At 57.4% G+C, this 12,910-nt stretch carries 12 protein-coding genes; 8 read left to right on the top strand and 4 right to left on the bottom strand.

The features are described 5' to 3' along the window. Positions 1 to 105 precede the first annotated feature (105 nt). Positions 106 to 213, bottom strand: a complete 108-nt coding sequence (locus CYB_RS04070; protein ID WP_011432492.1) for a cytochrome b6-f complex subunit PetM — start codon at positions 211 to 213, stop codon at positions 106 to 108. Between the two features lie 477 nt (positions 214 to 690). Between CYB_RS04070 and psbD the strand changes: the two genes are divergently transcribed. The 3 genes from psbD to cobW all read left to right on the top strand — a co-directional run bounded on the left by psbD (position 691) and on the right by cobW (position 4,511). Then, complete coding sequence (gene psbD / locus CYB_RS04065) at positions 691 to 1,749, top strand: photosystem II D2 protein (photosystem q(a) protein) (RefSeq protein ID WP_011432491.1); 1,059 nt, start codon at positions 691 to 693, stop codon at positions 1,747 to 1,749. Positions 1,750 to 1,936: 187 nt separating this feature from the next. Further along, on the top strand, positions 1,937 to 3,316 hold the full coding sequence (psbC, locus tag CYB_RS04060; protein ID WP_369791763.1) for a photosystem II reaction center protein CP43: 1,380 nt from the start codon (positions 1,937 to 1,939) through the stop codon (positions 3,314 to 3,316). Between the two features lie 136 nt (positions 3,317 to 3,452). After that, on the top strand, positions 3,453 to 4,511 hold the full coding sequence (gene cobW, locus CYB_RS04055; protein WP_011432489.1) for a cobalamin biosynthesis protein CobW: 1,059 nt from the start codon (positions 3,453 to 3,455) through the stop codon (positions 4,509 to 4,511). A 103-nt stretch (positions 4,512 to 4,614) separates the two neighbouring features. Here cobW and CYB_RS04050 read toward each other — a convergent pair whose 3' ends face one another. Continuing rightward, positions 4,615 to 5,571 carry an NAD-dependent epimerase/dehydratase family protein gene (locus tag CYB_RS04050; RefSeq protein ID WP_011432488.1) on the bottom strand — a complete coding sequence of 319 codons (957 nt, stop codon included), beginning with the start codon at positions 5,569 to 5,571 and terminating at the stop codon, positions 4,615 to 4,617. 209 nt (positions 5,572 to 5,780) lie between these two features. Here CYB_RS04050 and CYB_RS04045 point away from each other — a divergent pair, with 209 nt between their 5' ends. After that, entirely contained in the window at positions 5,781 to 6,809 is a 1,029-nt protein-coding gene (locus CYB_RS04045; protein ID WP_011432487.1) for an ABC transporter permease, read from the top strand. 24 nt (positions 6,810 to 6,833) lie between these two features. On the opposite strand, the gene CYB_RS04040 is transcribed toward CYB_RS04045, so the two are convergent. Next, entirely contained in the window at positions 6,834 to 7,829 is a 996-nt protein-coding gene (locus CYB_RS04040; protein ID WP_011432486.1) for an AAA family ATPase, read from the bottom strand. 130 nt (positions 7,830 to 7,959) lie between these two features. Between CYB_RS04040 and CYB_RS04035 the strand changes: the two genes are divergently transcribed. The 3 genes from CYB_RS04035 (at position 7,960) to CYB_RS04025 (ending at position 10,400) form a co-directional block, all read left to right on the top strand. After that, positions 7,960 to 8,400: an RrF2 family transcriptional regulator gene (locus CYB_RS04035; protein ID WP_011432485.1), complete on the top strand. Its 441-nt coding sequence runs from the start codon at positions 7,960 to 7,962 to the stop codon at positions 8,398 to 8,400. A 77-nt stretch (positions 8,401 to 8,477) separates the two neighbouring features. Then, on the top strand, positions 8,478 to 9,392 hold the full coding sequence (locus tag CYB_RS04030; protein WP_011432484.1) for a S1 RNA-binding domain-containing protein: 915 nt from the start codon (positions 8,478 to 8,480) through the stop codon (positions 9,390 to 9,392). 489 nt (positions 9,393 to 9,881) lie between these two features. Beyond that, positions 9,882 to 10,400 carry a formylmethanofuran dehydrogenase subunit E family protein gene (locus CYB_RS04025; protein ID WP_011432483.1) on the top strand — a complete coding sequence of 173 codons (519 nt, stop codon included), beginning with the start codon at positions 9,882 to 9,884 and terminating at the stop codon, positions 10,398 to 10,400. Between the two features lie 132 nt (positions 10,401 to 10,532). Here the strand turns inward: CYB_RS04025 and CYB_RS04020 are convergent, their stop codons facing one another. Then, complete coding sequence (locus tag CYB_RS04020; RefSeq protein WP_148202808.1) at positions 10,533 to 11,132, bottom strand: Uma2 family endonuclease; 600 nt, start codon at positions 11,130 to 11,132, stop codon at positions 10,533 to 10,535. 316 nt (positions 11,133 to 11,448) lie between these two features. Between CYB_RS04020 and csx2 the strand changes: the two genes are divergently transcribed. Further along, positions 11,449 to 12,783 carry a TIGR02221 family CRISPR-associated protein gene (gene csx2 / locus CYB_RS04015; protein WP_041436290.1) on the top strand — a complete coding sequence of 445 codons (1,335 nt, stop codon included), beginning with the start codon at positions 11,449 to 11,451 and terminating at the stop codon, positions 12,781 to 12,783. The last annotated feature ends 127 nt before the right edge of the window (positions 12,784 to 12,910 follow it).

Genomic DNA, 12,910 nt, shown 5'->3' with positions numbered 1-12,910 from the left:
CATCTTTCCGCCACCCACCTCATATCCAGGTGGCCAATTGACATGGAATTGACATGGAGCTGTAACAAGGCCCGATACCGGGCCCGGGAGAAATCCTCGACAGCTTTACTCTGCCCCCCCTTGGGTCACCCTCAGGATCCCATATCCAAGTGCCACGCCCACCAGGGTCAGCACAATGCAGAGTCCAGCAGTGGTGAAGATCTCGCCAGCCATAGATTCAGCTTCCTCGCAAATGGGATACATCGCCTTCTCAGGATATCGGATCCCAAGCCCTGGCCTTCACTCCAAGGGTGTAGCGGCCCAAACCCAACTCCTCGAAAAACAGTCGTTCTCCCAGACTTGATGAGATCCGGCTATCCACCTCTATAATGAAAGCAATTTACAAGTCTTTACCGGCATAGGCTAAATTGTAATGCCTACAGCCGTAAAACTTGTCCGGTGGCTCTCGAATGCTCTGTTGGGCCTCGTGAGCCCTGGAAACGGTTCTCGATAGGGTCTTGGAGCGCTGGGAATTCTAACCCACTGGAAAGTTCCCAGGCAGTTCTCGCCAAAGAGCCGTTCAAGGAAACTGAGGCAAAAGACCCAGGAGTTGAGTCCTTATACCTAGGCTCCGCTCCTGCTTCGAAGAAGCAAACTTTGTAGTTTCATTAACGTCCTCATTCATTTAGATGTCTTTAAGGAGTAGTTCAGATGACCATAGCGGTAGGGCGCGTGCGTCAGGAGCGAGGATGGTTCGACATCGTCGATGACTGGCTCAAGCGCGACAGATTCGTGTTTATCGGCTGGTCCGGGCTGCTGCTGTTCCCCTGCGCTTACCTAGCCCTGGGCGGCTGGCTCACCGGCACCACCTTTGTAACTTCCTGGTACACCCACGGATTGGCCAGCTCCTACCTGGAAGGGTGCAACTTTTTGACCGTAGCCGTCTCCACCCCCGCCGACAGCATGGGGCACAGCCTGCTGCTGCTGTGGGGCCCCGAAGCCCAGGGGGACTTCACCCGCTGGTGCCAGATTGGGGGGCTGTGGACCTTTGTGGCCCTGCACGGAGCGCTGGGGCTGATTGGCTTTATGCTGCGGCAATTTGAGATTGCCCGGCTGGTGGGGGTGCGGCCCTACAACGCCATTGCGTTTAGCGCGCCGATAGCGGTGTTTGTGAGCGTGTTTTTGATTTACCCGCTGGGGCAGAGCAGCTGGTTTTTTGCGCCCAGCTTTGGGGTGGCGGGGATTTTCCGCTTTTTGCTGTTTTTCCAGGGGTTTCACAACTGGACGCTGAACCCGTTCCACATGATGGGGGTGGCTGGCGTTTTGGGTGGAGCGCTGTTGTGTGCCATCCACGGGGCGACGGTGGAGAACACCCTGTTTCAGGATGGGGAGGCGGCCAGCACCTTTCGGGCTTTTGAGCCGACGCAGTCGGAGGAGACCTACTCGATGGTGACGGCCAACCGGTACTGGAGCCAGATTTTTGGGATAGCGTTTTCCAACAAGCGGTGGCTGCACTTTTTCATGTTGTTTGTGCCGGTGACGGGTTTGTGGATGTCGAGCATTGGGGTAGTGGGGTTGGCGCTGAACCTGCGGGCGTATGACTTTATCAGTCAGGAGGTGCGGGCAGCGGAAGACCCGGAGTTTGAGACGTTTTACACGAAGAACATTTTGCTGAACGAGGGGATTCGGGCGTGGATGGCGCCGCAGGACCAGCCCCATGAGCGCTTTGAGTTCCCTGAAGAAGTCCTCCCCCGCGGCAATGCGCTCTAAACCCACTGAGCTCGCTCGACTTTAGCTGCGGTAGATCCCTAGAGATCTGCTCTGTGAGGATGAGCGCTTGCCCAAGGGATCCCCTGCCGCGGATCCCAGTGGACAGGGAGCCCAACGGCAGGCGCTCGCGTTAACTAAACTTTTTTTGGTGTCTCTTGTTCCTGACTATCATTGGAGGTTGGTCTCTGTGACCTCGACAACATTTGGTTCTGCAGTGGTGCAAGATCGCACCCAAGGCGGATTTGCCTGGTGGGCTGGGAATGCCCGCTTGATTAATCTCTCCGGTCGGCTTTTGGGCGCCCATGTGGCTCACGCTGGCCTGATCGTCTTCTGGGCGGGGGCGATGCTGCTGTTTGAGGTGGCTCACTTCACGCCGGATCGGCCTATGTATGAGCAGGGCCTGATCCTGATGCCCCACGTGGCCACTCTGGGCTGGGGGGTTGGCCCGGGGGGCGAGGTGATTGACACCTACCCCTACTTTGTCATCGGGGTGCTGCACCTGATCTCCAGCGCCGTGCTGGGGTTGGGGGGCATTTATCACGCCATTCGCGGCCCAGAAACTCTGGAGCAGTCTTTCCCCTTCTTCGGCTACGACTGGAAAGACAAGAACAAGATGACCACCATCCTGGGGATCCACCTGATCCTGTTGGGGTTGGGGGCTTTCCTATTGGTGGCCAAGGCCATGTGGTTTGGCGGTGTCTATGACACCTGGGCTCCAGGGGGTGGCGATGTGCGGGTAATTACCAACCCCACCTTGAACCCCGCTGTGATCTTCGGCTACTTGTTCAAATCTCCCTTTGGTGGGGAAGGCTGGATCATCAGCGTCGACAACATGGAGGATGTAATCGGTGGCCACATTTACATCGGCATTATCTGCATTGCCGGTGGGATCTGGCACATCCTCACCAAGCCCTTCGGTTGGGCCCGCCGCGCCTTCATCTGGTCTGGGGAGGCCTATCTCTCCTACAGCTTGGCGGCGGTTTCCCTGATGAGCTTCATTGCCACCTGCTACATCTGGTTCAACAACACCGTCTACCCCAGCGAGTTCTACGGCCCCACTGGCCCAGAAGCCTCGCAAGCGCAAGCCCTCACCTTCATCGTGCGCGACCAGCGCTTGGGGGCCAACATTGGCCAAGCCCAAGGTCCCACCGGTCTGGGTAAATACCTGATGCGCTCCCCTACGGGCGAGATCATCTTCGGCGGCGAGACGATGCGCTTCTGGGATGTGCGGGCTCCCTGGAAAGAGCCGCTGCTGGGCCCCAATGGGTTGGATCTGGATAAGCTGAAAAACGACATTCAGCCCTGGCAAGCCCGCCGTGCAGTGGAGTACATGACCCATGCGCCGCTGGGATCCCTGAACTCGGTGGGTGGTGTGGCTACCGAGATCAACACGGTGAACTTCACCAGCCCGCGCACCTGGTTGGCCGCTCACAACTTCATCTTCGGCTTCCTGTTCTTTGTCGGCCACCTGTGGCATGCCGGTCGCGCTCGCGCTGCCGCTGCTGGCTTTGAGAAAGGGATAAGCCGCGAGAACGAGCCGGTTTACCGGATGAAGCCGATCCGCTAACTTTGGGTTAGCACAACGGTCTCAATGGTTTGGCTTGGCCCCCATACCGGGGGCCTTTTTTGGGCATCCCCCCCTCAAGGATTGGCAGAAAGAAAGTTTGGGGTGGAAACTGAAGAGCGCTGAGTCATCAGAGCAGATGCACAAGATCCCTGTTACCGTCATCACCGGATTTCTGGGATCCGGCAAGACCACGGTGATCCGTCACCTTTTGCTCAACAACCAGGGCCGCCGCATTGCCGTGTTGGTTAACGAGTTTGGCGAAGTGGGCATCGACGGCGAGTTGCTGCGGGACTGCCAACGGTGTGAGGGGGAGGGATCCATCCCCATTTTGGAGCTGGCCAACGGCTGTCTCTGCTGCACGGTGCAGGAGGAGTTCTTGCCCACCATGGAAGCTTTGTTGCAACGGCGGGCAGAGCTGGACTGCATCCTGATCGAGACTTCAGGATTGGCCTTGCCCAAGCCCCTGGTGCAGGCTTTCCGCTGGCCCACCATTCGTACAGGCGCCACGGTGGATGCGGTGATTACGGTGGTGGATGGTCAGGCTCTGGCCTCCGGGCAACTGGTGGGGGATCCGGCGGCCCTGGAGGCGCAGCGGCAGGCTGACGAAAGTTTGGACCATGAGACTCCGCTTGAGGAATTGTTTGAGGATCAGTTGAGCTGTGCCGATTTGGTGGTGCTCACCAAGGTGGATCAGATTACCCAAGAGGAGCAAGCTCGGGTGGAAAGCTGGCTGCGGCACCACTTGCGCCCTGAGGTTCAAATCCTCCCTTGTGAGCGGGGGCAGGTTCCCCCAGAAGTGCTCTTGGGCTTTAATGCGGCGGTGGAAGACCAGCTCGAGCGCCGCCCCAGCCACCACGATCACGGGGAGGAGCATGAGCACGAAGCTTTTGAGTCTTTCTACCTCAGCTTGGAGGGAGGTTATGAGCCGGGATCCCTGGTGGCTCAGCTACGCCAGTTGGCCCAAGAGGAATGTCTTTACCGGATAAAAGGGTTTGTGGCCGTCCCCTACAAGCCGATGCGCCTGGTGCTGCAGGGGGTGGGATCCCGATTTGAAACCTACTACGACCGCCCCTGGCGACCCCAGGAGCCGCGCTTGACCCGACTGGTGCTGATTGGGCAAAACCTCAACCGCGAGCGCATTGCCGCCCAGCTCCAGGCCTTGGCCATCAGAGAAACGGTGTCCCCCACCGGCTGATCCCTGTCGGAGGCGAGTGGGATCCCTTGGGTCCTCGGCTCTCATCCCCCCGTCCCAGAGGGAAAGGAAGCAGCGTCCAGTTCTACTGTTACTCAAAGGTGGTCTAGAGGTAGGTATCCAAAAGAGAGGCCAAAGTGGGAAACCGGCAGCGCAAACCCAGGGTTTCTGGGGAAATGGCCGGGTAAACAAAATGGCGCTGGCGCAGACAATATTCATCCCACTCGGAAAGCCGCACCCGAAACAAGAAGGCCAAGCCGCGAACCAAAGCCAAAGGCAGGGGCACGCGGAAATAAATCCGCTTTTTGAAATAGGCACACACCTGTTCCACGCACTCATCCAAAGACAAGGGGGAGTTGCCCAACACCCAATCTCCTGCGCCTGGGGGATGAGCCACCCAGTGGGCGACCATCTCGGCCACATCGGCAGCGTGGATAAAGTGGAAGCTGGCATCCACCCGCAAAAAGCGGATCAGATCCAGCCAGCGGAGAACGTCCTTGAGGCCGGCAGTGATGTGGGAGTAGGGGTGGTGGGGGCTGCCGCCAAAGAGCAGGGTGGGATAAAGGGTGAGCAGGCGCTCCGGCCAGAAGCCGCTTTCCTGCCGCCGCAGCAGCATCTCGTACTTGCTGCGGATGTAGTCGGTGCCGGCCCGTCCGGCAATGGCCAAAGGCTCCAGGTCCTGGTTCAAAAGGCTGGCCGTGGAAAAGTAGATCACCTGCTGACAGCGCTCCGGATCCAACAACTGAAAGAGCTCCAGGGTGTGGGTAACATTCACGGCCCAAGCCAGGGCGGGATCCCCCCAAGCTGCCGCCATGTGGATCAGCCCGTCCATCTGCCGTAGCAGGGCAGCCTGTTCCCGGATGCGCAGGAGATCGCCGGGTACTAGGGTGATAGGGGCGGGCAGCCGTTCCAGGGGCAGCCGTAGGCGGCTGGTCTCGCGGATGAGAACGTACAGGTGGTAGGCGGGCCGCTCCGGAAACTCGGGATCCCTTTGCTGGGCCAGGCGCTCCAACACATAGTGCCCCAGGCAGCCGCTAGCGCCGGTAAGAAACAGGTTTCGCAAGAGGTCTTCCCAACGGGACTCGATGAAAAAAGCTTCTGACTAGTGTACCGCTTCAGCTTCTGTCTGCCGGACTGCCTGAACCCTCAATTCCCCTGCAAGAGAGCCGCTCGGCTTGGCAAACCCCACACTGGAAATTTGCCCGCAAGGATGTCAGCATAGTTCGACAAGAATCCAACTCAAAGAGCATATCCGAATATCCATCTGCATCTGTGGCTGTAACCTCTTCTCCGCCTTCCCGTTCCCGCGCTTTTGGCCTTTGGCCGCCGCTGGCCTTGGTTTTGCAGCGGCTGACCCAAGCGGTGCCGGTGCTGCTGTTGATCACGGTGCTCAGCTTTTTGCTCTTGCAGCTGGCCCCCGGAGATTTTTTGGATCCCTTGCGGGCGGATCCCAGTGTCAGCCAGGAGTTTATTGCCCAAGAGGAAGCGCGGCTGGGGTTGGATAAGCCCTTGGTTTGGCAGTATTTGACCTGGCTGGGCAACCTGCTGCAAGGGGATTTCGGGGTGAGCTACACCTATCGCGTGCCGGTAGCACAGCTCATCCTCTCCCGCGCCGGCGCTACCTTGCTGTTGGCGGTGTCCTCTGTGGTGCTGACTTGGCTGGTCGCCATTCCCCTAGGGATCCTGGGGGCGCTGCGGCAGAACACCCCCCTGGATCGGGCGTTGCAGTTGCTCAGCTACCTGGGCCAGGCCATGCCCAGCTTCGTGCTGGCCATTTTGCTGCTAATTGTGGCCCAAAACGTGAGCTGGCTGCCGGTAGGGGGGATGACCAGTGTTTATTTTGCCGAGCTTAGTTTGGGGGAAAAGTTGCTGGATCTGGGCCGCCACCTGCTCCTGCCCACGCTGGCCCTGAGCATCACCAGCTTTGCCGGGCTGCAGCGGATTACGCGCGGCAATTTCTTGGATGTGCTGCGGCAGGAATACATCCAGGCGGCGCGGGCCCGTGGGATCCCAGAGTGGCGGGTGATCTGGTTGCACGCGCTGCGCAACGCCGTCAACCCCTTGATCACGATCTTGGGCTTTGAGTTTGCCAATCTGCTCAGCGGCTCTTTTATTGCCGAGTTTTTCTTCAATTGGCCGGGGCTGGGCAAGCTGCTCTTGGAGGCTGTTCAAAGTTTCGACATCAATGTGGTGATGGCGGGGCTTCTGCTGGGGGCCGTGATGCTCATTCTGGGCAATTTGTTGGCCGATTTGCTCCTGATGTGGGTGGATCCCCGGATCCGACCCGACTCACTGCTGTAGTTAACCATTGCTGCTACGGATCCCTCAAACAGGCGGCTCAATTGTGGAGACAATATCCCGAATCACCGCCTCAGCCTCTTGCCGTCGGTTGCCGGCCATCTCTCCCGACCCGGCCAGAGAAACCCGATGGGTCAGTACCGGCACGAACAGTGCTTGCAGATCTTCTGGTAGACAAAAGCTGCGCCCTTTCACCAGCGCCTGAGCCCGTGCTGCCCGCGCCAAGGCCAGGGCTCCACGGGTGGATACCCCCGCCCGCAGCAGCTTGGACACGCGGGTGGCCTGCACCACCTGCAGAAGATAGTCCGCCAGGGATCCATCCAAATACACCTGATCCACCGCCGACTGAATCTCTCGCAACTCCATCAGGGAGAGAACCGGCTGCAGAGCATCCACCGGCTCGGCCTGTTGCCGTTGCAAGAGTAAAGCTCGCTCTACCTCAGGGCTGGGGTAGCCAATCGACAGCCGTACCAAAAACCGATCCAACTGGCTTTCTGGGAGGGGATAGGTGCCGTGGTACTCCAAAGGATTTTGGGTGGCCAACACCATAAATGGGCTGGGCAGCGGGTAGGTGCGATCGTCCAGCGAAACCTGCTTTTCCGCCATTGCCTCGAGCAGAGCACTCTGGGTGCGGGGCGAGGTGCGGTTGATTTCATCCGCCAAGACCACGTGGGCAAAAATGGGGCCGGGACGAAATTCAAAATCCCCTTTTTCTTTGTTGAAAAGGGTGAGGCCAAGGATATCTGTCGGCAATAGGTCGCTGGTAAATTGAATCCGCTGAAACTTGGCCCCCAAACTCTGGGCAATAGCCCGCGCCAAAGTGGTCTTGCCTACACCGGGCACATCTTCAAGCAAAACATGACCTTCCGCAACCAAGGCCGTGACCACCGCCTGCACCACCTGCGATTTGCCCTGAAACACGGATTCGATATTGGCAATCAGCTTGCCAATCTGTTGGTGCAAGGTTTGTAATCGCTCCGCTGGGATCCGTGCTGAACCAGACCGGGTGCTGACACTCGCCATAAACCATTCCCAAAGGGGCCTATTCCACCTTACAGGCTGGATCCCATTGCCAGCTCAGGGCGGGATCCCGCTAAACCCCACTAAAAAACCGGAGTATCATAGACCTAAGCCCTCCACAAGGATGGATATCTTGGAACTGTCTTGCAAAAGTGAATATGCTCTCCTGGCCCTTCTGGAATTGGCCCAGCACTACAGCGATGGCCAGGTGCTGCAGATCAAAGAAATTGCGGCCCATCAGTCCATACCCGACCGCTACTTGGAGCAATTGCTGGCCACCTTGCGCAGACAGGGGTTGGTGCGCAGCCAACGGGGATCCAAGGGAGGCTACTTCCTGGCCCGAGCACCCTGGCAGATCTCGCTGCTGGATGTTATCCAGGCCATCGAGGGGGAAGATCTCAGCCGCTCCCGCGACTTGCCCTCGGGCGATCTCACCCCAGAGCGGGAAGTGCTCCTGAAGGCCTGGCAAGATGCCCAAGCTGCGGCGGTAGCCATTCTCCAGAAGACCACCCTACAAGACCTCTGCGACCGGCAGGCACAACAGCAACAAGCTCGGCTCATGTACTACATCTAGGCCAGAGGCTGGAGCTGGGATCCCTGGCAAGTTTTGGGTTATCCTGAAACCCACTGCTTTTTGAATTGAGCCCTTCCATGACCGTTCGCTCTTCTCGCTCTCAGGCTGCCGATACGTTTTCCGCGGAAGATTTTGCCCAGGCTTTAGACAAGCAAAACCTCAGCTTTCAACCGGGGCAGGTGGTGCAAGGCCGCATCTTCCAACATCAGAACGATGGCGCTCTGGTGGATATTGGCGGCAAATCCCCGGCCTTTTTGCCCCTCAAGGAAGCAGGGATCCGCCCAGGGGAAGATTTGAGTGCGCTCTTTCCTTTAAAGACAGAAGCCGAGTTTCTCATCCTGCGGGAAGATGCAGAAGGACAAATTGTGCTCTCGGCGCGGCGGCTGAGGCTGAAGCGGCTTTGGGAAGAGCTGGCCCAGAAGCAAGCCAACGGCCAGACGGTAACCGTTCCAGTGATCGCCACCAACAAAGGGGGGGTGGTGGTGGATGTGCAGGGGCTGCGCGGCTTCATTCCCCGCTCCCACCTCAGCCAACGGGAAGGTCTGGAGGAGTTGGTGGGGCAATCCTTGACAGCAAGCTTTATCGAGGTGAACCCAGAAGCCAACAAGCTGGTGCTCTCCCAAAGGGCGGCTGTAAAGTCCGAGAACCTGAGCCGCTACACCAGTGGCCAAGTGGTGGAAGGCAAAGTCAGCGGACTAAAACCCTTCGGTGTGTTTGTGGACTTGGAAGAAGGGGTAACCGGGCTGTTGCACATCAAGCAGGTCAGCCAAAGTTTTGTAGCCTCGCTACCGGATTTGTTCAAACCAGGCCAACGCATCAAAGCTGTTGTCATCGATGTAGATGAGGCCAAGGGACGGATGGCCCTCTCCCTGCGGGTGCTGGAAAAGCATCCGGGCGAGGTGCTGGAGCAGCTGGACAGGGTTATGGAGGAGGCCGAAGAGCGGGCCGGTAAACTCAAGGGGAGAATAACATCCGACGGCCAAGTCATCTGATCCCATCTCTGCCTCGAGTTCGGATGCAAAACCTGCAGAGGGAAAGCAAGACGCCTTACGGCAATCAGAGGAAAATCACTTCCAAGGGATCCCATACGGGATCCTTTTTTTCATCCCGTGCTCAACGCCTTACGGCAATCAGAGGAAAATCACCCCTCCGTAAACCTCAAAGTGGAAGGTGGATCCTGGCTGTGCTCAACGCCTTACGGCAATCAGAGGAAAATCACGGTACTCTAGTACTACCCTTACTCCTACAGGGGCCTGTGCTCAACGCCCAGGGGCTTACCTCTGACAATACCACTGGTCTTAGCCCTCTTCAGTCAGGAGGTGATTTTCGGAAGAGTTCCCAGAAGAGGGCTGGATCCCCTACCCCCGCATAGGCAACCTCGAAGGGTAGAGCTTATGATGGCTTGACCCATCTCCTCTTTATCAGCTCTCTCGCTGCCTATGAACCTGTCATCCATTGCCAAGCCACAGCAGCTTTCTCTTTTGCTGATTGCACTTCAGCTAACTCTGGGAGCGCCGGCGACAGCTCATCCGGTCACCAGTTCTGCAACGGACTCGACGGCGGCGGCCATTCAGCGAGTAACGGAAATTCATGGCGGAGCTGGGCCTTGGGCCGTGGTCGGCTATCGCATGGGGATGCGCGCTCTGCAGGAGCTGGGCTTGATGAGTCCAACTCCCCACACTTCTAGGAACCGTTTTCTGGTGGAGGTCATTCACGAGTCGCCGGCAGAGATCCCGTTCGTGTGCATTGTGGATGGCTTGCATGCTGCAACAGGGGCCAGTTTGGGCAAGTTGAACTTGAAGCTGGTGGAGGTCGAATCTCTTGAAAAAATGCGCAGCGTGGTCATCCACCGAGAGACCGGCAAGCGGGTGGAGTTTCAAGTTTTGCCCGAGTTTATTGACAAATACCAGAACTTGCCCTCGGAACAACTGGCGGCTGCAGGGCAGGAAGTTCTTCAACTGGCCGATGAGAAGCTTTTCCGTCTCGCCATTAGCCCATAGCAGGGAATATCGCTTCGGGATCCCTTCGGCATTCCTGAGCCAATCAGCTCCAGACCCGAGCGGGTGGCCACCTCTGCCGGATGCTCTCTTTCTGGAACTAACTCTGATTATCGTGGGCTCGCTAGGTACCCCCTAAGGGATCCGGGCTTGAGCGAATACATCTTGAGGGATCACCTTTAGACCCGGCAGGAAATCATCTTGAATGGCTTGGGATCCCGTAAAGGTGCGCGGCGGGGCATCGGGATAGAAGACGGTGATGCTCTTGGCTTGGGGATCCACAACCCAAACGCGGGGGATCCCAGCTTCTAGATAATCGGTTGCCTTCTGGGCTATGGCTCCAAAACTCTGGCCAGGAGAAAGGATCTCGATCACCAACTCGGGAATGGCAAAACAAGCTTCATCGGTCATGGCCTCAACCGGCAACCGCTCGTTAGAGATGTAAGTAACATCAGGAACTGGGATCCAGGGCTCTGCCTTTCGTGTTAAAACAACTGCCCACTCAGTATGTGCTGACCCAGGCTTAGGACACTCAGGGCTAGAGCACCAGTCCTCCAAAATTTGCCACAACACCGGTTGGAGACGAGCATGGAAGCGTTTTGGCGACATGGGTTCGTTTTTGGAGAGGGCCCGCCCATCGACTAGCTCATAGACAATATCCCCCTCCGGCAAGGCCAGAAACTGTTCGGGAGTTAGCTTTTGACCTGAAATGGACAACTCTGGAGTCGATAGCATCACAGGATCCCCGTTGTTTAGGATGGCCGAATCTCTGTCTAGGCTAGCTCTGACATCCCCCACCTTCACCGTTTTGAAACAGTTGTCGAGCAGGGATCCAAATCCAGCGGCAAGATGGCTCCACTCAATTTTGGGGGTAGAGATCCCCATCTTTCTGGCACCGGCTGAGCAGAGGATGCCACTTTTCGGGAGAGGATAGGGCAACATTCAACCCAGAACCCTCTCCAGGCAACTTGAGAAGGGGGGGCTTCCAAGCTGCAGTAGCTTGAAGATGCCCGTGCTTCAATGCTTGAAAGCCGTCATCGAGAGGATCCCTATGGCTAATACCCTTTTGACCACTCTAGGCACCAGCCCCTACAGCGAGACGGTGTATGTTTTTGGGGAGCGGAAAGCCGATAGAACCCGTTATGTTGCCAAAGCCCTCTGTCAGCTCTTTGACATCGAGAGGGTGATTGTGCTGCTAACCCAAGAAGCACATGACACCCATTGGAAGCATCTACAGGACTGCCTACCCCCCCACGTGGAGAAAATTGCCAAGGCCATTCCTGAAGGGAAAACCGAGGCAGAGACCTGGGAGATCTTCGATGTGCTGGTCGATAGCATCGAGCCCCATACGCGGCTGGTTTTCGATATCACCCACGCCTTTCGCTCCATCCCCGTGCTGGTGCTCTTGGGAGCTGCCCTTTTGCGCAAGGCCAAAAATGTAGAGATTCAGGGTCTCTACTATGGTCTGTACCGCTCTGGCCAAGCGGAAACCCCCATTATCGATCTCACCCCCGCCCTTCGTCTTTTGGATTGGCTGACGGCTACCGACAAATTCATCAGCACCGGCTCGGCGCTGGAGTTGGGTCAACTTTTGGATACGGTTCAACGGGACTTTTACCGCCGACAAAAGTCTGGCAAAGGGGATCCCAGACCTACTCGGCTGCAAAGCTTTGGCCGAGCCATCCGCAATGTTTCCCGCTCTCTTGAACTGGTAAGACCTGTCAATCTCCTAAAAGAGGACTTGCCCAATTTGCAAAAGCACTCCACCGCGGATCTGGAGCAAGAGGTGGGTCAATTTGCCAAGCCTTTTGGCCTGCTGCTGCGAAGCATTCAGGATAGCTACAGCCAACTGGCTCTACCCGCGGACAGGGCTTCGGATCCCAAAGCCCAAGTTCAAAAGCAATTTCAACTGCTGCGCTGGTATGTAGAAAAGCGCCTCATCACCCAAGCTCTTCTACTGGCCCGGGAGTGGGTGGTCTCCGCCCTTTGCCTCTGTGAGGGGATCCAAAACTACCTCGAACGAGAAGAGCGGCAGGGAATTGAACACCAGTTGGCATCCCTCATTCCACGAGAAGACCAGCCCCTTGGAGATCCCCCTGCGACTGGCGAATCGGGCCGATCCCTCATCCCACGGGAAGACCAGCCCCAGGCGCTTCCTCCTATTACCGCCCATGTGCCCGACGCCAAGCAGCTTGCCGATCTCTGGTCTCGCCTCAGCCAGTACCGCAACGATGTTGCCCATGTGCAGATGAATCCAGACCCTTTGAACAGCGAAGCTCTAGAAAGCTTTGTTTTGCAAGACCTGCTGCCTGGCCTGGAAGAGCTGTTTCCCAAATTGACCTGGGCAGAAGGGAAGTTGGAAGGGGATCTTTCCACTTCTCCGTAGGCTAAAGACATCGGTTCGCCCTCAGGTTCTGGGTTTTTGGTCAAACAACGGCTATTGAGAAATACTGAAGAAAACTGAGGGCTGGCCGGGATCAGATCGATTTTGTTTTGTAGCTTCTGTAGCCACG

This window comes from Synechococcus sp. JA-2-3B'a(2-13), from assembly GCF_000013225.1.
In the GTDB taxonomy this organism is placed as follows: Bacteria; Cyanobacteriota; Cyanobacteriia; order Thermostichales; family Thermostichaceae; genus Thermostichus.
The sequence above is the reverse complement of the archived record's forward strand: the minus strand, read 5'-3'. Positions and strand labels throughout refer to the sequence as shown.